General features: G+C 62.2%; 17 protein-coding genes and 1 tRNA gene. 2 read left to right on the plus strand and 16 right to left on the minus strand.

Annotated elements, in window-relative coordinates:
• Window positions 1-144: 144 nt before the first annotated feature.
• From GCT13_RS03515 to GCT13_RS03535, 5 genes are all read right to left on the minus strand, one after another.
• Window positions 145-1101, minus strand: coding sequence for a ribose-phosphate pyrophosphokinase (locus GCT13_RS03515; protein WP_087734318.1), 957 nt, complete (start codon window positions 1099-1101; stop codon window positions 145-147).
• 47 nt (window positions 1102-1148) lie between these two features.
• Window positions 1149-1225 (minus strand) — tRNA-Gln (locus tag GCT13_RS03520).
• Between the two features lie 51 nt (window positions 1226-1276).
• Complete coding sequence (gene ispE, locus GCT13_RS03525; RefSeq protein ID WP_152755387.1) at window positions 1277-2158, minus strand: 4-(cytidine 5'-diphospho)-2-C-methyl-D-erythritol kinase; 882 nt, start codon at window positions 2156-2158, stop codon at window positions 1277-1279.
• Between the two features lie 29 nt (window positions 2159-2187).
• A complete protein-coding gene (gene lolB, locus GCT13_RS03530; protein WP_152755388.1) occupies window positions 2188-2820 on the minus strand; it encodes a lipoprotein insertase outer membrane protein LolB in 633 nt (210 codons plus the stop codon).
• The gene (locus tag GCT13_RS03535; RefSeq protein WP_152755389.1) at window positions 2820-4661 is read right to left on the minus strand and encodes a tetratricopeptide repeat protein; all 1842 of its coding nucleotides are present in this window, start codon (window positions 4659-4661) and stop codon (window positions 2820-2822) included. Before GCT13_RS03535 ends, lolB begins: the two co-directional genes overlap by 1 nt.
• A gap of 87 nt (window positions 4662-4748) precedes the next feature.
• Here GCT13_RS03535 and mutM point away from each other — a divergent pair, with 87 nt between their 5' ends.
• Window positions 4749-5579: a bifunctional DNA-formamidopyrimidine glycosylase/DNA-(apurinic or apyrimidinic site) lyase gene (gene mutM, locus GCT13_RS03540; RefSeq protein WP_152755390.1), complete on the plus strand. Its 831-nt coding sequence runs from the start codon at window positions 4749-4751 to the stop codon at window positions 5577-5579.
• Window positions 5580-5586: 7 nt separating this feature from the next.
• Entirely contained in the window at window positions 5587-6738 is a 1152-nt protein-coding gene (mutY, locus tag GCT13_RS03545) for an A/G-specific adenine glycosylase (RefSeq protein ID WP_152755391.1), read from the plus strand.
• A gap of 11 nt (window positions 6739-6749) precedes the next feature.
• Here the strand turns inward: mutY and GCT13_RS03550 are convergent, their stop codons facing one another.
• The 11 genes from GCT13_RS03550 to kdsD form a co-directional block, all read right to left on the minus strand.
• Window positions 6750-7385 carry an LON peptidase substrate-binding domain-containing protein gene (locus GCT13_RS03550; protein WP_152755392.1) on the minus strand — a complete coding sequence of 212 codons (636 nt, stop codon included), beginning with the start codon at window positions 7383-7385 and terminating at the stop codon, window positions 6750-6752.
• Window positions 7386-7443: 58 nt separating this feature from the next.
• A complete protein-coding gene (rapZ, locus tag GCT13_RS03555) occupies window positions 7444-8337 on the minus strand; it encodes an RNase adapter RapZ (RefSeq protein ID WP_152755393.1) in 894 nt (297 codons plus the stop codon).
• A gap of 77 nt (window positions 8338-8414) precedes the next feature.
• On the minus strand, window positions 8415-9383 hold the full coding sequence (gene hprK / locus GCT13_RS03560) for an HPr(Ser) kinase/phosphatase (protein ID WP_028365019.1): 969 nt from the start codon (window positions 9381-9383) through the stop codon (window positions 8415-8417).
• 237 nt (window positions 9384-9620) lie between these two features.
• Window positions 9621-10136, minus strand: coding sequence for a PTS IIA-like nitrogen regulatory protein PtsN (gene ptsN, locus GCT13_RS03565; protein ID WP_087734138.1), 516 nt, complete (start codon window positions 10134-10136; stop codon window positions 9621-9623).
• Between the two features lie 312 nt (window positions 10137-10448).
• Complete coding sequence (gene hpf / locus GCT13_RS03570) at window positions 10449-10808, minus strand: ribosome hibernation-promoting factor, HPF/YfiA family (RefSeq protein WP_090863397.1); 360 nt, start codon at window positions 10806-10808, stop codon at window positions 10449-10451.
• A gap of 173 nt (window positions 10809-10981) precedes the next feature.
• Complete coding sequence (locus GCT13_RS03575) at window positions 10982-12499, minus strand: RNA polymerase factor sigma-54 (RefSeq protein WP_152755394.1); 1518 nt, start codon at window positions 12497-12499, stop codon at window positions 10982-10984.
• A 205-nt stretch (window positions 12500-12704) separates the two neighbouring features.
• A complete protein-coding gene (gene lptB, locus GCT13_RS03580) occupies window positions 12705-13487 on the minus strand; it encodes an LPS export ABC transporter ATP-binding protein (RefSeq protein ID WP_060599301.1) in 783 nt (260 codons plus the stop codon).
• Entirely contained in the window at window positions 13484-14161 is a 678-nt protein-coding gene (gene lptA / locus GCT13_RS03585; RefSeq protein ID WP_152755395.1) for a lipopolysaccharide transport periplasmic protein LptA, read from the minus strand. Before lptA ends, lptB begins: the two co-directional genes overlap by 4 nt.
• A gap of 21 nt (window positions 14162-14182) precedes the next feature.
• On the minus strand, window positions 14183-14788 hold the full coding sequence (gene lptC, locus GCT13_RS03590) for an LPS export ABC transporter periplasmic protein LptC (protein ID WP_152755396.1): 606 nt from the start codon (window positions 14786-14788) through the stop codon (window positions 14183-14185).
• On the minus strand, window positions 14785-15348 hold the full coding sequence (locus GCT13_RS03595; protein ID WP_152755397.1) for a KdsC family phosphatase: 564 nt from the start codon (window positions 15346-15348) through the stop codon (window positions 14785-14787). The genes lptC and GCT13_RS03595 overlap by 4 nt, the downstream gene beginning before the upstream one ends.
• Window positions 15348-16331, minus strand: coding sequence for an arabinose 5-phosphate isomerase KdsD (gene kdsD, locus GCT13_RS03600; RefSeq protein WP_152755398.1), 984 nt, complete (start codon window positions 16329-16331; stop codon window positions 15348-15350). Before kdsD ends, GCT13_RS03595 begins: the two co-directional genes overlap by 1 nt.
• Window positions 16332-16383: the final 52 nt, after the last annotated feature.

Here is a 16383-nt window from a genome sequence, read left to right on the forward strand (position 1 = left end):
TATCTGCCCGCGACCAGGCAGTAAGACGAGGCTTGCATACCCAAAACTGGATTAGCGGCCCCAGACACGACGGCGTGAACCTTCGTCCGTTCACGCCGATATGCAAAAGCGCCGCATTCGTCATGCGGCGCTTTCGCGGATACTTTAGCTTTCCGCGAACAGCGACATCACCGAGTCGCCGCGACGGATGCGCGAGAACGTTTCGGCCAACAGACCTGCGCTCGTCAGCGAGCGGATCTTCGGGCACGAGCGGGCTTCTTCGCCGAGCGGGATCGTATCGGTAACGACGACTTCGTCGAGCGCCGAAGCCGCAATGCGCGCGCCAGCACCGCCCGACAGAACCGGGTGCGTCGCATACGCGAAAACCTTCGTCGCGCCGCGCTCCTTCAGCACTTGCGCTGCCTTGCAGAGCGTGCCGGCCGTATCGACCATGTCGTCCATGATCACGCAGGTGCGGCCTTCGACTTCACCGATGATGTTCATCACTTCGGCGACGTTCGCCTTCGGACGACGCTTGTCGATGATGGCCAGATCGCAGTTCAACTGCTTTGCCAGCGCGCGGGCGCGGACCACGCCGCCGACGTCCGGCGACACGACCAGCAGGTTCTCGTGATTCTGCTTGCGCAGATCGCCGAGCAGCACAGGCGTTGCGTAGATGTTGTCGACGGGGATGTCGAAGAAGCCTTGAATCTGGTCAGCGTGCAGATCCATCGTGATGATCCGCTCGACGCCAGCGATTTCCAGCATGTTCGCCACGACCTTCGCCGAGATCGCGACGCGCGCCGAACGCGGGCGGCGATCCTGACGCGCATAGCCGAAGTAGGGGATGGCTGCCGTGATCCGGCCGGCGGATGCGCGCTTGAGCGCATCGACCATGATCATCAGTTCCATCAGATTGTCGTTGGTCGGCGCGCACGTGGACTGCAGGACGAAGACGTCCTTGCCACGAACGTTTTCCTGAATCTCGACCTGAATCTCGCCGTCCGAGAAACGGGAGACCATTGCTTTACCGAGGGGAATACCGAGGATCTTGACGACTTCCTGTGCAAGCGCCGGATTTGCGTTGCCAGTAAAAACCATCAGGCCGTCATGGCTGCTCATCATGCACCTGCTTCAGGCTGTGGGAGGCGAGGAACTGCGAGAATTTTTGGCAGGGGAGGAAGGACTCGAACCCTCGCATGCCGGAATCAAAATCCGGTGCCTTAACCAACTTGGCGACTCCCCTACACTAACTTTGAGCTTCACTGAATGTGTAGGCCATTCAGTGCCGCGAAACTTATGCCGCGAAAGCGAAGAGTGGATGCGTATCCAGACTTGCTGCTACTGCACTGTTCCATTCGACTGGCAGTTTGGCTTGCGCCGCCACCGCTTCATCTTTGCTACGGAACGATGCAAAAACGCTAGCACCTGATCCCGTCATCCGCGCTGGCGCGATGTCGCCAAACCATCGAAGCACCTGCGCGACTTCCGCGTATTTTCCCGCGACAACCTGCTGCATATCATTCCGGCCGAAGCTGTCTGGCCATTCTGCGTTGCAGCTATGCTGTGCAAGAAAGTCTGCTATTGTGAGGGCTTTCGTATCTCTTGTCAACGTTTTTTCGGAAAAAATCGCTGAGGTTGGAACGTGAACCCTCGGTGTCACCACCAGAAAGTGGCGCGGCGGCAATTGTACCTGCTCAAGTTCCTCTCCGATACCCTCTGCGAAGGCATTTTTTCCGAAGATAAAGAACGGCACGTCGGCGCCTAGTTTGACTGCGAGCGCCTGCAATTCCGCGCGCGGCAAAGCGACCTTCCAAAGACGGTTCAGCGCGAGCAGTGTCGTCGCCGCGTCGGAGCTGCCGCCGCCCAGGCCAGCGCCCATCGGCAGGCGCTTGTCGATCTCGATGTTCACGCCGAGGCGCGCGCCCGTGTGCTCTTTGAGCAGCTTCGCTGCGCGCACGGTGAGGTCGGTGTCGGCGGGAACATCGGCGATCTCGGTGCCACGCGTGATCGCGCCATCGTCGCGAAGCGTGAAGTGCAGCGTGTCGCCCCAGTCAAGCAACTGGAACACCGTCTGCAATGCGTGATAACCGTTCGGCAGACGTCCGGTGATGTGCAGGAAGAGATTCAGCTTCGCCGGAGCGAGACAGTCGCGCAGCGAGTCGTTCGTTTCGATCATGAGTCTTTGCAAGGAGCGCGTGCGCGCAATTACTGGTCGAGCACGAGCTTGATGTCGAGCGGCGGTTCGGAGCGTTCGAGATTCAGGCGCTTCACGCCGGTTGCGGGCGCATCGGCATAGGCGAGATAGTCGATCGTCCAGCCGTCCTGTTGAATCTGCTTCAGATGCGATTGCTGCTGCGGATCGCTTTCGGTCGTCGCTCTCGACGTCGGCGCGACGGACGGCTGCAGCCAGTAGCGCAGTCCTTCGACGGGCAGCGTGAAGCCGAGCGCATTCTGCATCAGCGTGGAGACGTTATCGGCCGTCATCGGCTGACGGTTCGGCAGTTCGAGCGTGGCGGTCGCCGGCGATGACGTCACGATCGCCATGGTCTGTCCGAGCGGATTGCGCAATTGCACCGTGACGGTGTCGCCGTGTTCCTGCCAGTCGAAATTGCCGTATGCGTTGCGCTGCTGGCCGTTCTGGTCGACGTACTGAACGGCGAAACGGCCGTGATAGGCGCGGGCCGTCTGCGCGGTGACGGCCGTTGCGGCATTCGACGTGGATGGGCCCTGCGGCTTGACGGAAGCACAGCCCGCCAGGGCGACGACGGCTGCGGCTGCGAGACCCAGCGCCGCGCGGCGCGGCGCCGGAGTTGAAAACACGAGATGGGGAAAAAGCATCAGAGATCGTTCACCTGAAAACGTTTGAGCGTTTTTACGAGTGTGTCGTTGTCCGGTTCGAGCTTGCGCGCATCGCGCCATGCTGCGCGCGCCTGGTCCTGATCGCCGCTCTTCCACAGCACTTCACCCAGATGCGCACCGATTTCGGCGTTCGGCTGCAGATCGTAGGCCCTGCGAAGCAGATTGATCGCATCCGTCGTATCGCCCAGCCGGTACTTGACCCAGCCGACACTATCCATGATGAACGCATCGTTCGGCGCCAGCGACAGCGCCTTTTCGACGAGCTTGTCCGCTTCCTGCAGACGCTGGTTGCGATCCGCGAGCGAGTAGCCGAGCGCGTTGTATGCCTGCGCGTTATCCGGTTGCGTGCGCATCAGCTTGCGCAGTTGCGTTTCCATCACGTCGAAATGGCTGTTCTTTTCCGCAGCCATTGCGTAGTCGTAGGTGAGATCGGGGTCCTCCGGGAAATCGCTCGTGGCTTGCGCGAGCCGCGTTTCGGCTTCCGAATAGCGCTTCGCGTCGAACAGAATGGCGGCGTCGGTACGCGCGATCAGCGCCTGATCGCGCGGGTCCTGCGGATGAATGCCCGCAAGCAGCTTGCGCGCGTCATCGACTTTGCCCTGCTTTTCCAGCAACTGCGCGCGCGTGATCTGCGCGGGGACGTACTGCGTGCTGGTCGGCGAAATCTTGTCCAGCCAGCGGCCGGCTGCGTCGTTGTCCTTCTGTTCGAGCGACAGTTGCGCGAGATAGATATACGCCTGACCGGCATCCGCGCCCGGCATTTTTTCGGCTCTCTGCGCGTACTGCTGCAGATAGTTCTGCGCTTCGGGCAGATTCTTTTGCTGGATCTTGATCAGCGCAAGCGCCATCAGCGGCGTCAGATCGTTCGGGTTGTCCTTCTGCATGTACTCGAACTGTTTCTGCGCGTCGTCGAGGCGATCGCTCGCGAGATACATTTGCGCGAGCGCGAGCCGTGCTTCATGCGACCTCGGATTGGCCTTGACATACCTTTCCAGCGACTCGATGCCTTCCTTGCGTTCTTCCGGTCCCATCTGCGAGAGCAGCAGCGCAGCGGGCAGATAGTCGGGCTTGAGCTTGAGTGCCTGTTCGAGCGACTTGCGCGCGCCGGGCGCATCGTCGGCGAGAAGCTGCTGACGCGCCATCGCGAATTGCGCTTCCGGGCGGTTCATGTCGTTCGCGAGCAGATCCTGCAGCACGTGCAATCCGCCTACACGATTCGGCCCGCGCGAAATCAGCAGCTGTAGCGCGAGAATGCCGTTGCTGCGATTTTCCGGCGCGATCTTCGCGAGTTCTTTCGCGAGCATCGGCTTTGCGTCATCGGGCTTGCCCGACAGCACGAGCAGCGATGCGTCGAGTTGCGCGGCGCGCTCGGACGTCGGCGCATATTGTTGCCACAGTTGCGCGGCCGTCAGCGCATCCGACGGACTCTGCGCAGCGAGCGCGATTTCAGTCGCGCGCTGCGCCATGCGCGGATCGTGCGTGTCGCGAGCGAGCGAGAGATAGGTCTGATACGCGGGCGCAGGCTGATTGCGCTGCAGCGCGACTTCGGCTGCGAGCACCTGGAAGACGATCTGGCTCGTCAGCGCAACGTTCGGCAGATTGTTCTTTTCTTCGGCGGATTCAGGGCCGAAGGCGTCTTGCACGGATACGGCGTTGTCATCCGTATCGGGCGACGGATCCTGGGCATGCGCGGGCAATGCGGCGAGCGCCCAGACAGCCAGAGCGGCCACACCGAGCAGCCGGCGTGGGGAAACAGCGTGCGGCACGCTGTTCACACCAGTCCGGCGCTTAAAAAACTGCGTAACGAAGGACAGGTTCATACAGATCCGTTCAATGTTTCGGACGATTGTAACGCGCTCGCTACAATAAGCGCATAACCACGGACGCAAGTTGCAGACCAGTTAGACATGCCAGAGTTGCCAGAAGTTGAGGTTACGCGACGCGGAATCGAGCCGTTTGTCGCTGGGCGGCGCGTCGAGCGCGTCGACGTACGCACGCCCGCGTTGCGCTGGCCGATTCCAGCCGGTTTCGCGCGCCTGCTGCATGGCCGGCTGGTCCACAAAGTGGAACGGCGCGGCAAATATTTGCTGTTCGAGATCGACGAGGGCTGGTTCATCGTGCATCTCGGCATGACAGGGACGCTCAGAGTGCTGCGCAACGTGCCGCATCCGCCGGCAGCCGCAAAACACGATCACGTCGACTGGGTCTTCGACGACTTCATTTTGCGCTTTCGTGATCCGCGCCGCTTCGGCGCCGTCTTATGGCACCCGCGCTCGGCAGGCGACATTCTTGATCATCCCTTGCTGGCAGCGCTCGGCGTCGAGCCGTTCGCACCTTCTTTTTCCGGTGCGCTGCTGCATCGTAAGACGCGCGGGCGCAAGGTATCAGTGAAGCAGGTGCTGCTCGCAGGTGAAATCGTCGTCGGCGTGGGCAACATTTACGCATCCGAATGCCTGTTCCGCGCCGGCATCCGGCCGACCACGCCCGCTGGACGCATCTCGCTCGTTCGTTACGATCTGCTTGCAGATGCCGTGCGCGCCACGCTCGCGTCCGCGATCGAAAAGGGCGGCAGCACATTGCGCGATTTCGTCGGCAGCAACGGCGAGAGCGGCTACTTCCAGCTCGACTATTTCGTCTATGATCGCGCGGGTCTGCCATGCCGCGTGTGCGGCACGCCGATCAAACAGATCGTGCAGGGGCAACGCTCCACTTACTACTGTCCGACCTGTCAGCGCTGAATCATTCATGTCCGCTTCCGTTTCCTCGACCGCTTCTTCGGCTGCCTCTTTGAGCGCATCTGCGACCGCCACTTCGATCGCATCTTCAACAATACCCGCTCTGTCCGATTTCTCTGTGCGCCTGATCGCATGGCAGCGCGAACATGGCCGTCATGACCTGCCGTGGCAGAACACGCGCGATCCATACCGGATCTGGCTGTCCGAGATCATGTTGCAGCAGACGCAGGTGTCGACGGTGGTTCCGTACTACGCGCGCTTTCTCGCGCGTTTCCCCGATGTCGCCGCGCTCGCCTGCGCGCCCGCCGACGACGTGATGACGCTGTGGGCCGGCCTCGGCTACTACACGCGCGCGCGCAATCTGCATCGCTGCGCGCAGGTCGTCGTCGAACAGCACGGCGGCAGGTTTCCGGAATCAGTGGAAGCGCTCGCGGACTTGCCTGGCATTGGACGATCGACGGCGGCTGCGATTGCATCGTTCGCATTCGGCGCGCGCGCGACGATTCTTGACGGCAACGTGAAGCGCGTGCTTGCGCGCGTATTCGGCGTCGAAGGTTTTCCGGGCGAGAAGAAGGTTGAGAACGGCATGTGGCTGCTCGCGGAATCGCTGCTGCCCGTGAACGTAACCGACGATGACGTGAGCGCCTACACGCAAGGCCTGATGGATCTCGGCGCGACGCTGTGCGTGCGTGGCAAACCCGATTGCGCGCGCTGTCCGTTCGCGGTGGACTGCGTGGCGAAGGTGACGGGCCGTCAGCGCGAATTGCCGGCGGCGCGTCCGAAAAAGACCGTGCCGACGCGCCGCACATGGATGCTGCTGCTGCGCGACGGCGATACCGTGATGCTCGAAAAGCGTCCGCCATCGGGCATCTGGGGCGGCTTGTGGAGTTTGCCGGAAGCGGCGGATGAAGCGGCGCTCGTGCAACTCGCGCGCGACTTCGGCGCGAGCGCCGATGTGTCGCCGCTTGCGCCGCTCACGCATGTGTTCACGCACTTCAGGCTTGATATCGAGCCGCGTCTTGCCGAACTCGATCGCTCTTCAAACGCCGCGAACGCACGCGACGCCGAAACCGTATGGATGTCGCTGAACGAACTCGACGCGTTTGGCGTGCCTGCTCCCGTGCGTAAGCTGCTAGAAGGCCTGCAGGGTTCGCTGATCTGATCGGCCGCGAGCTACAGCAGCTGATGTTGCTGCATGTAGTGATGCACGACGTCGATGCGCGCGCCGGCGTCTTGCAACTCCATCAGTTTTTGCCGCGCCTTCAATGCGATCGGCAGCACTTCCGACAAGCGGTTCGATACCCATGTGGGATCGTCGAGCCTGAACGGTTCGATGAACGGAAGACTTTCCGGATCGCGCTCGCGTATGGTCGCGATGATGCGTTCGAGCACTTCCGCGCACGCGCCGAATTTCTCCATGTGGCCCGTGCCTTCAAGCGGCAAGTCTCCGCCGATCAGCTCCGCCATGCCGACCAGCAAGCCGCCCGATTCGACGCGATGCGACAGCAGGCGAAACCGTTCTGTGCCGCGCGCGCGAATCAGCAGCATGCCGAACTCGTCGACATCGCACACGTCGATCTCCGCGAGGCAGCCGATCGCTTCCGGCACAGCAGGTTCGTCGGGCTGCGCGACTTCCGCACCGCTTTTCAGCAGACACACGCCGAACGGTGTCTTGTCGCGCAGACAGTCGCGCGCCATGTCGAGGTAGCGGGCCTCGAAGATTTTCAGAGGCAGCAGCCCATCGGGAAAGAGGACGGTGTGCAATGGGAACAGCGGCACATCGGCAAGCACGGACGGTGTAGAGGACATGGCGCAACGCTTCGGTTAGGGCCGCCTCGAGCGGCCGGTCAAGCCACCATCGGAAACCTCAGGCGACCAGTTTCGATGAGTCGTCGACGTCGATCGGCGCATCGCGATGCCGCACTATCACGTTCGCTTCGCTCGCGAAACGCGCGGCAAGCGTTTCGGCGATGAATACCGAGCGGTGCTGTCCGCCCGTGCAACCGATTGCGACGGTCAGGTAACTGCGATTGTCGTCGCGGAAATGCGGTAGCCACTTCTGCAGGAACGACTCGATGTCGGCCATCATCTGCTGGACGATCGGCAATGCATCGAGGAAATCGATGACGGGCTTGTCGAGTCCCGTCAACGGACGAAGCTCGCGGTCGTAGTAAGGGTTCGGCAGCACGCGCACATCGAACACGAAGTCCGCATCGAGCGGCACGCCGCGCTTGAAGCCGAACGACTCGAACATCAGCGCAAGACCCGTGTGCTCCTGTTCGATGAAACGCTTGACCCACGCGCGCAAGACGTTTGCTCGCAGGTTGCTGGTGTCGATCTGATGGCCGAACTCCGCAAGACCTGCGACGAGTTCTCGCTCGCGTTCGATCGCTTCCGCAAGCGATGTCAGTACGCCGACGTCGGCATCGTGCGCGGGCGAGCCCGACAGCGGATGACGGCGGCGCGTTTCGGAAAATCGTTGGATCAGGGCTTGCGTGCTGGCGTTCAGGAACAGCACGCGCACGTCGTGCCGGCCGGCGAGATCGCGGATCATCTGCGGCATGTCTTCGAGCGAGGCGCCCGAGCGCGCGTCGATCGCGACCGCGAGCTTGTCCTGGCCATCGCTCGCGATGTACCCGGCGAGTTCGGGCAGAAATCGCGGCGGCAGATTGTCGACGCAGTAGTAGCCCGCGTCTTCAAGCGCGTTCAACGCAACAGACTTGCCGGAGCCGGAGATGCCGGTGATCAGGATAATGCGCATGGAGTCGAGGAATCCGTTGAGTTCATCATAGCATCCGGTGCCACCCGCTGTGCCGCTGCGGCTTCTCGTCCATCGCGTCAGATCAGCTTGCCGGGAAACTGGCTGTCGGGGTCCTGCATCGCGAGACGCTGGCGGTCCATGAAGTCACGCAGAGTATCGATGCCGCGCAGTTGCAGGATCGTGTTGCGCACGGCCGCCTCGACCAGCACTGCGAGGTTTCGGCCGGCCGCCACCTGGATCGTGACCTTGCTGATGGGCAGGCCGAGCACGTCGACGGTCTGGCTCTCGAGCGGCAGACGCTGGAATTCGCCATCCGGTCGGCGCACCAGCTGCACGATCAATTTCAGCTTCATCTTCCGGCGTACGGCCGTTTCGCCGAAGATCGTCTTGATGTCGAGCAGGCCAAGACCGCGTACTTCAAGAAGATTTTGAAGCAGGGGCGGGCAGCGTCCTTCGACGAAATCCGGGCCGAGGCGCACGAAGTCGACGGCATCATCGGCGACGAGACCGTGGCCGCGGCTGATCAATTCGAGGCCGAGCTCGCTCTTGCCGAGGCCGGAGTCGCCCGTGAGCAGCACGCCCATGCCGAGGATGTCGAGGAACACGCCGTGCAACGTTGCACGCGGTGCGAGAATGCGCGACATGTAGAGGCGCAGGCTGTCGATCACGGCAGCCGGCGACATCGGCGTCGTGAAGAGCGGCGTCGACGAACGCGTGCAGCGCAGGACCAGTTCCGGCGGCGCTGCGACGCCGCCCGCGACCACGAGGAACGGCGGTTCGAGCGCGATCAGCTCGGCCATATGGCGCGAACGGTCTTCGTCGGATTGACGCTGGTAGTAATTGGTTTCGGCGTCGCCGAGCACCTGGATCCGGTTCGGGTGAATCAGGTTGAGGTGGCCGACGAGGTCGGCACTGGACGTTGCGGTCGCAACCGTTTCCGCCGAGAAGCCTCGCTCCCAGCCCTCATGCCCCGTCAGCCAGCTGAGCTTCAGCGCGGCGGCGTTGTCGTCGAAAATGCTTTGGGCGTTGATGCTGGACGTATCCATGAATCCCTGACTCCCTGACTTCATATGTGCCGCTGTGGTGCCGCCCTGGTGCTGCCGTAGTGCCGCTTCGGTGCGCTCTGGCCGTTGCCCCGCCTGTTTGCCTGCTCGTTGCGCGTTCTGCCACGCTTCGCACGGGATGTGTTCGGCTCGCCGCGACGCCCTGTTCACCGGACGATCGCCGCGTGCCCCGGAGGCGGCCTCATGCTCTTCTCACGGACGCCGCGCGACGCCGATATGTCAAGGTTGCCACTGAGTGAGCAGGCGATGCAATGCCTCCCGGTCCTGTTCCGTGTGCAGCCGTTCGCGTGCTTCGCGGTCAGACAGCAGTTGGGCGATCTCCGACAGGATCTCAAGGTGTTGCTGCGTCGCCTGTTCGGGGACCAGCAGGAAGATCAGCAGCGAAACGGGCTGGCCGTCGGGCGATTCGAATGGGATCGGTTCGGACAGGCGTACAAACGCTGCGAGTGGCTGCTTGAGGCCCTTGATGCGGCCGTGCGGGATCGCGACGCCTTCGCCGAGTCCCGTCGAACCGAGACGCTCGCGCGCGAACAGATTGTCCGTCACTGTGCTGCGGGCGATGCCGTTCTGATTTTCGAAGATCAGGCCCGCTTGCTCGAATACGCGCTTCTTGCTGGTAACCGAAAGACCGACGACGACGTTTTCGAGGGGAAGATATTTGGCTAAACGATTCATGTTGGCAGGCGCAAAGGTCGCCTGGATTCTCCTCGCTGTGGCGTTTGAAAAGCGTTCCATGCGTGGCAACTGCTCATAGCGGACACAACGATGCGCAGTGAGCCCCGCCCCTGAGATCCGCAAACGATCCCTTTGTGCAGGACTCGGGCTGGACAAAACCCCGAAAGGCAACCGATTCATTATAGAACAGGGTTGCAACATATGGTGCGCCGCGCCATGAGTGAAAAGACGAGTCGTCCCGTATCGCGTGTGCGGGGGCGAACGTTCGCATGCAACGTTGCGCACTGGCAATCGACTGCAAAGGGCTTCTCAACGAAAAACCGCCCGATGTCGGGCGGTCTCGCGGGGCGGTAAAGCAACTTTCGGATCTGCCTATTGCGGTGGCACTTCAGGTTGCGCCGCCACCGGCTGATACTTGATCGCATCGTGCTGATGGCCCTGCAGGCGATCCTTGTGACGAATGACTTGCCGATCCAGCTTGTCGATCATCAGGTCGATCGCGGCGTAAAGGTCGCCATCGCAGCTTTCGACGAAAATGTCCTTGCCTTTCAGATGCAGGTTGATTTCAACCTTTTGTCTCTTTTCCTTTTCCTTGTGGTTGTCGACCGAGAGGACCACATTGCCATCGATCACCTGATCGAAATGTCTTAGCACCCTGTCTAGTTTGGTGATCACGTATTCTCGCAACGCTGGCGTTACTTCGAGATGGTGTCCACTGATCTTCAGATTCATAGTGCTTCTCCAAGCTAGTGGCCGCTTGGTCCGCATGAATCGCGCGAGCGCCGGTCGATTCTCGCGACTGCCACGCCGTCCCCCGTTGACAGGCTACTGGCAGGTCGCATCGGCCAGCCTGCTCCGCCATACAGCGGCGCGGCCGGAAAATACCCGCCACAGGAGGCAGCGGGCTACAGAGACTTGCGCAGATTGACTGCTGGGATTTTCAGTGCTTCGCGATACTTCGCAACTGTACGGCGCGCGACCACGAAACCCTGTTCTGCCAGCAGTTCGGCAATGCGGCTGTCTGAAAGAGGAGATTTGGTGTCTTCTGCTCCTATCAGTTGCTTGATGAGTGCGCGAATGGCCGTGGAAGAGGCCGCGCCCCCCGTATCGGTGGACACGTGCGATCCGAAGAAGTACTTAAATTCAAGCGTCCCGAACGGGGTGAGCATGTACTTGCCGGTTGTCACACGCGAAACCGTCGACTCGTGTAAACCCAGCGTATCAGCTATTTCCCGCAAAACCAAGGGGCGCATGGCAATTTCGCCGTGGGCAAAAAAGTTCTTTTGACGTTCGACAATCGCCTGGGCGACACGCAGAATCGTCTCGAAACGCTGCTGAATATTTTTGATCAGCCAACGCGCTTCCTGTAGTTGTTGCCGCAGCGAACCGCTGCCCGGATCGCCGCGATTGTTGCGCAGGATATTCGCGTACAGATGGTTGATACGTAGTTTCGGCACGACTTCAGGGTTCAGTTCGGCCAGCCATCCCTGTGCCGTTTTGCGCACCATGATGTCGGGCACGACGTAGTCTGCTTCTGCCTTGCCGTACGCGGCGCCCGGGAAAGGTTCTAGCGAGCGGATCAGCGCGTGGGCTTCGCGCAGGTCGTCGTCGCTGGCCTTCAGATATTTGCGCAGTCGCGTGAAATCGCGTGCGGCGAGCAGTTCCAGATGATGCGCGACGATGTCGAGCGCAAGCGTGCGCGTCGGCGATGGTTCGAGCCGGCACAATTGCAGACGCAGGCACTCGGACGCCGAACGCGCGCCGACACCCGCCGGATCGAAGCTGTGCAGCAACGCCAGTGCAGCGTTCAGTTCGTCGGTATCGACTTCGAGCTCTTCGGGAAGGTCCGTGAGAATTTCGTCGAACGTGGCCGTCAGATAGCCGTCGTCGTCGAGCGATTCGATCAGGAACGTGACGAGCGCGCGGTCTCGCGGACTTGCCTGCGTCACGCGCAATTGCGCAGTCAAGTGGTCGCGCAGCGTCGTAGTCGATTCGTGGATTTGCAGCGGCGGCAGATCGTCGTCGTCCGATGCGTTGCCCGAACGGCCGTAGTCGTCGAGGTTCCACTGGCTCGAATCGGCGTTCGCATCCGCGCCCAGGCCGTTGTACTCGTCGACGCTCTGCGGTTCGCCGCCATCGGCGCTCTCGCTGGTCGACGTCGACGAAGCGGACGGCGGCGTGTTCGACATTTGCTCCGGCGCAGCCCCCTGCGGCGCCTGCGCGATCACGGTTCCGTCGGCGGCGACGCGCAACGGACTCGCGATCCAGTCGTCCTCCGCTTCGAGCAGCGGATTCTGAGCGATCGCCATCGAGACTTCCTGTTGCAGCTCAAGCGTAGACAGCTGAAGCAGCCGGATGGACTGCTGCAGTTGAGGTGTCAGCGCAAGATGCTGCGACAGGCGGAGTTGGAGGCTGGCTTTCATGGCAAGTTGTGAATCATTGTAGAGAGTTTGCCACGACCGCGATACATTGCGACACCCGCAAAAACGCGTGTGCATGAGATTTTGGCGCGGACGGCGGAAACAAGCCAGTCCGGCGTCAAAATTACTGGACCTGTTCCTGAAACGGCTGCAGGGTTGGGCGAAGAAGGGCGAGCCGAACGCGGCCGCCGCCCGGCGCGGGCGCGCTTTACATGCGGAAGTGCTCGCCCAGATAGACGCGGCGCACGCTCTCGTTTTCGATGATGTCGCCGGGGGCGCCAGCCGCGAGCACGCTGCCGTCGCTGATGATGTATGCGTGATCGCAGATCCCGAGCGTCTCCCGGACGTTGTGATCGGTGATGAGCACGCCGATGTTGCGCTGCTTCAGGAACTTCACGATCTTCTGGATTTCCAGCACGGCGATCGGGTCGACGCCCGCGAACGGCTCGTCGAGCAGAATGAAGCTCGGGTTCGTTGCCAGCGCTCGTGCAATTTCGACACGGCGGCGCTCGCCGCCCGACAGCGACAGCGCAGGATTTTCACGCAGATGGGCAATCTGCAGTTCGTCGAGCAAAGCTTCCGTGCGCGACGCGATCGCATCTTTCGACAGCCGTTTGCCGTCTTCGCCGATCTGCAGTTCGAGCACGGCGCGAATGTTTTCCTCGACGGAGAGCTTGCGGAAAACGGAAGCTTCCTGCGGCAGATACGACAGTCCGAGCGACGCGCGCTTGTGAATCGGCAGAAGGCTGATCGACTTGCCGTCGAGGTCGATCTCGCCGGCATCGAGCGGCACGAGACCGACGATCATATAGAACGACGTGGTCTTGCCCGCGCCGTTCGGGCCGAGCAGGCCGACCACTTCACCGCTTTTCACGTCGAGCGACACGTCCTTGACGACCGTGCGCGAACCATAGCGCTTCTTAAGATTGCGTACGACGAGCGAACTGCTGGTGCCGGCGGGCTTTCGGTTGGGAAGGGCAGGGGCGCTCACGGCTTCGTCGTTCCTTGTCCTTGGAATTGGTTGGTCGGTTGCAGCGTCGCGGACGGCCCGCTGATCGGTTGCGCGCCGCCATTGCGCGGCGACAGCATCGCGCGCACGCGGCCATTCGGATTACCCGGACCCGCGACGTCCTTGCCGGCCTTCGCCGTGTAGAAATCGTTCTGGCCGTCATACGTGATGACGCTGCCATGCACTTCGTCCATCACCGTCGTGAGGCCTTGCAGACGGCGCACCGTTGCACGCGTCGTCAGCGTGGTGAGGTCCTGCTTGCCGTCGTAGTCGATGCGTTCGGCATCGCCGTCGATATATTCGTTGACGCCGTCGCGCTTCTGGCGGAAATACGCGAGGTTCTTGCCCGTCGACGTGCCCGTTGCATACTGATAGCCCTGCGGGTCCTGCGAGACTTCGACGCGGTCCGCCTTGATGACGATCGTGCCTTTTGTCGCGACGACGTGGCCGGTGAAAACGTTGACCTGCTTGAGGTCGTCGTACGTCATGTTGTCCGCTTCGATATTGAGCGGCTTGTCCTTGTCGGCACGCTCGGCGTGCGCGAGCGGCGCAAAACCGGCGAGCGGTAATGCGAGCAACAGTGCCGCAAGTCCGGCGCGGCTCGCGCACAGCGCGCGCATGCGGCCGGACTCAAAACGGGGGAACGATTCGTTCATGCAGTCACGCCTGGAATTGGATTACCCGGGTTGCTTCTGGGAGCCGCCGGAGTCGACGGGGGCGATGGCGCCGCGCACGTTGCCGAATAGCTGCATGACCCGGGTGACATTGTTGTATTTCATGCCGCTGGCCGTCATGATCGACTGGCCGCGCTGCAGTTTAACCGGCTTTTCTGTCTCGATCACATCGTCGTTGACGAGCACGCGGAAATGCGAGGAATCGGCCTGCATTTGCGGATCGCCGTAGCCCGCGTCGCGCAGGATGCGCGCGTTGTCGTACAGATCGACGATCGACGCGTCCGCGTTCACCGTGCCGCGATCTCCCGTCGCGGTGACGACGGGCTTGCCGGGTTGAAACGCGCGGATCGCGGGCTTCGTCAAGTCGCTCACTTCGGTGTCCTCGTAGTGAACGAGCTTCGCTGCGGTGAGACGGTATTGCGTCGCGCCCGACTGATCGAGCTCGGACACCGAGAAGCTGTCGGCGAAATAATCGGGCGTGTGCTGCTTCGGCTTGACCGCGCCTTCGTTCTGACGCGGCAGCGTCGCTTGCAGCAGCCAATATGTGATCCCTGCGAGCGCCGCCATCGCGACGAGCGGTATCAGCGAAGTCCAGCGAAACCGGTTCATCCGACGAGGCCCCGCGGCATCTCGCCGCTGCACGCCGCCGCGAGCAGCGCGTCATAGCGGCCTTGCGCGCGCAGCAGCGCATCGCATACTTCGCGCACGGCGCCGTGGCCGCCGCGCGCTTCGCTGACCCAGTGCGCACGGGCGATCACTTCGGGATGCGAGTTGGCCGGCGCGGCCGCAAAGCCGACTTTCAGCATTACGGCCAGATCGACCCAGTCGTCGCCCATATAGCCGCATTCTTCGGGCGTCCGGCCCGTTTCGTCCAGCAGCTGCGCGAACGCTTCGAGCTTATGCTCGACGCCCTGATAGAGATGCGTGATGCGCAGTTCCCGCGCGCGCGCCGCGACGATGCCCGACTTGCGCCCCGTGATGATCGCCGTGTCGATGCCGGCTTCGCGCAGCAGTTTTGCGCCGTGGCCGTCCATCGAATTGAACGCCTTCATCGTGTCGCCTTCGGCCGTGAACAGCAGGCCGCCGTCGGTGAGCACGCCGTCGACGTCGAAAATCATCAGCTTCACGCGGCTCGCGCGTTCGGCCGCGGTCAGGGCGGAAGAAGCCATCAGATCACCTTCTTCGAGAACAGGTCGTGCATGTTGAGCGCGCCGATGAGGCTGCCCGTTTCATCGACGACCAGCATCTGATTGATGCGATGACGCTCCATCAGTTCCACGGCTTCGACGGCGAGCCGGTCGGGACCGATCGTACGCGGGCCACGTGTCATGACGGATTCGATCGGCAGCGCGCGGAAATCGCCGTCGCGTTCGAGTACGCGGCGCAGGTCGCCGTCGGTGAAGATGCCCTTGACCCGCTCGTTTTCGTCGACGATGGCCGTCATGCCCATGCGCTTCGCCGTCAACTGGAACAGCGCGTCGCGCACGGTCGATCCGGACAGGACCATCGGCACCTGGTCGCCCGTGCGCATCACGTCGCGCACATACGTGAGCAGGCGCCGGCCGAGCGCGCCGCCCGGATGCGAGCGCGCGAAATCGTCTTCTCCGAAGCCACGCGCTTCGAGCACGGCCACCGCGAGCGCGTCGCCGAGCGCGAGCGCTGCCGTCGTGCTCGCCGTCGGCGCGAGATTGAGAGGACACGCTTCTTTTTCGACGCCGCAATATAGATGGACGTCGGCGAGCCTGGCGAGACTCGAAGTGGGGCGACCCGTCATCGCGATCAATTTCGCGCCGAGGCGCTTGATCAGCGGCAGGATTGAGACCAGTTCTTCGGATTCGCCGGAATTCGACAGACCGATGAAGACGTCTTCTGCCGTGACCATGCCGAGATCGCCGTGGCTCGCTTCGGCGGGGTGCACGAAGAACGCGGGCGTGCCCGTGCTGGCGAGCGTCGCCGCCAGCTTGCGCGCGATATGACCGGATTTGCCAATGCCTGAGACGACCACGCGTCCACGGCAGCCGAGTATGAAATCGATCGCTTCGACGAAGGAGTCGTCGAGATGATCGCGAAGGGAGCGCACGGCGTCCGCTTCGATGTCGAGCACGTCACGAGCGAGCGCAAGTGCCCGATCGCCATTGATTTTCGCTATCATCCGGGGAGTATAGCAAAGGCGTATGTTCGCCGCGCCGGGACTGACCGTTCCG

It is taken from the genome of Paraburkholderia franconis (assembly GCF_009362735.1).
GTDB lineage: Bacteria > Pseudomonadota > Gammaproteobacteria > Burkholderiales > Burkholderiaceae > Paraburkholderia > Paraburkholderia franconis.

Bases quoted from the DNA above. Each gene is read 5' to 3' on its own strand.
- GCT13_RS03515 (WP_087734318.1), bottom strand. From the start codon at position 1,101: ATGAGCAGCCATGACGGCCTGATGGTTTTTACTGGCAACGCAAATCCG.
- ispE (WP_152755387.1), bottom strand. From the start codon at position 2,158: ATGATCGAAACGAACGACTCGCTGCGCGACTGTCTCGCTCCGGCGAAG.
- lolB (WP_152755388.1), bottom strand. From the start codon at position 2,820: ATGCTTTTTCCCCATCTCGTGTTTTCAACTCCGGCGCCGCGCCGCGCG.
- GCT13_RS03535 (WP_152755389.1), bottom strand. From the start codon at position 4,661: ATGAACCTGTCCTTCGTTACGCAGTTTTTTAAGCGCCGGACTGGTGTG.
- mutM (WP_152755390.1), top strand. From the start codon at position 4,749: ATGCCAGAGTTGCCAGAAGTTGAGGTTACGCGACGCGGAATCGAGCCG.
- mutY (WP_152755391.1), top strand. From the start codon at position 5,587: ATGTCCGCTTCCGTTTCCTCGACCGCTTCTTCGGCTGCCTCTTTGAGC.
- GCT13_RS03550 (WP_152755392.1), bottom strand. From the start codon at position 7,385: ATGTCCTCTACACCGTCCGTGCTTGCCGATGTGCCGCTGTTCCCATTG.
- rapZ (WP_152755393.1), bottom strand. From the start codon at position 8,337: ATGCGCATTATCCTGATCACCGGCATCTCCGGCTCCGGCAAGTCTGTT.
- hprK (WP_028365019.1), bottom strand. From the start codon at position 9,383: ATGGATACGTCCAGCATCAACGCCCAAAGCATTTTCGACGACAACGCC.
- ptsN (WP_087734138.1), bottom strand. From the start codon at position 10,136: ATGGAACGCTTTTCAAACGCCACAGCGAGGAGAATCCAGGCGACCTTT.
- hpf (WP_090863397.1), bottom strand. From the start codon at position 10,808: ATGAATCTGAAGATCAGTGGACACCATCTCGAAGTAACGCCAGCGTTG.
- GCT13_RS03575 (WP_152755394.1), bottom strand. From the start codon at position 12,499: ATGAAAGCCAGCCTCCAACTCCGCCTGTCGCAGCATCTTGCGCTGACA.
- lptA (WP_152755395.1), bottom strand. From the start codon at position 14,161: ATGAACGAATCGTTCCCCCGTTTTGAGTCCGGCCGCATGCGCGCGCTG.
- lptC (WP_152755396.1), bottom strand. From the start codon at position 14,788: ATGAACCGGTTTCGCTGGACTTCGCTGATACCGCTCGTCGCGATGGCG.
- GCT13_RS03595 (WP_152755397.1), bottom strand. From the start codon at position 15,348: ATGGCTTCTTCCGCCCTGACCGCGGCCGAACGCGCGAGCCGCGTGAAG.
- kdsD (WP_152755398.1), bottom strand. From the start codon at position 16,331: ATGATAGCGAAAATCAATGGCGATCGGGCACTTGCGCTCGCTCGTGAC.